At 68.7% G+C, this 549-nt stretch carries 1 pseudogene; it reads right to left on the bottom strand.

Annotated features, from left to right (window positions below):
• Nucleotides 1–295, bottom strand: a pseudogene (locus UUA_RS18405) (alpha/beta hydrolase family protein); the annotation flags it as partial.
• Nucleotides 296–549 lie beyond the last annotated feature (254 nt).

The raw sequence follows: 549 nt of genomic DNA, 5'->3' as shown, positions 1-549 counted from the left end.
CCAGCCGGGTGTTGCTGACCCAGGTGATGCCGACGGCCAGCTCGTACTTGGGCAGGCGCAGCAGGCTGACCGGCCTGCTCATGTCGGCCACGTCGTAGACGGCCAGCGCGTGCGAGTCGCCGTTGGCATCTTTCATGTTGACGGCGAGGTGCCTGCCGTCCGGCGAAAGCCGCGGCATGGAGAGCTGCGCATGGCGCGCGAAATCCTCCACCGGCACCAGGTCGGCGGCCACCGCGGCCGCGGGCAACAACAGGCAGGCGGCGGACAGCATGGTCCGCGCAAGACGGTACGACATCGGTTTTCTCCCCTGAAGCTCCATGCGACGAGCCGGTTCGACTGGAGCGAGGCGACCGGCCGGATGCGGGCATCCCTGGCAAAGCTTGCGTGCGACCTCCGTCCGAAGCTCCCCAGCCGCGGACGATGCCGGGGATTCTAGTTCTTGCGAAAGCCCCGGTGGAAGAGGCTGCTGGCGCCGCCCGCTCCGGCGTCCCGCTACACTTGGCCTTTGCCTGCCAGTGCGCGCGCCATGTCCCAGCCCTACGTCGTCCA

This window comes from Rhodanobacter thiooxydans LCS2 (genome assembly GCF_000264375.1).
GTDB lineage: Bacteria > Pseudomonadota > Gammaproteobacteria > Xanthomonadales > Rhodanobacteraceae > Rhodanobacter > Rhodanobacter thiooxydans.
This window is presented reverse-complemented; position numbering and strand designations above follow the sequence as displayed.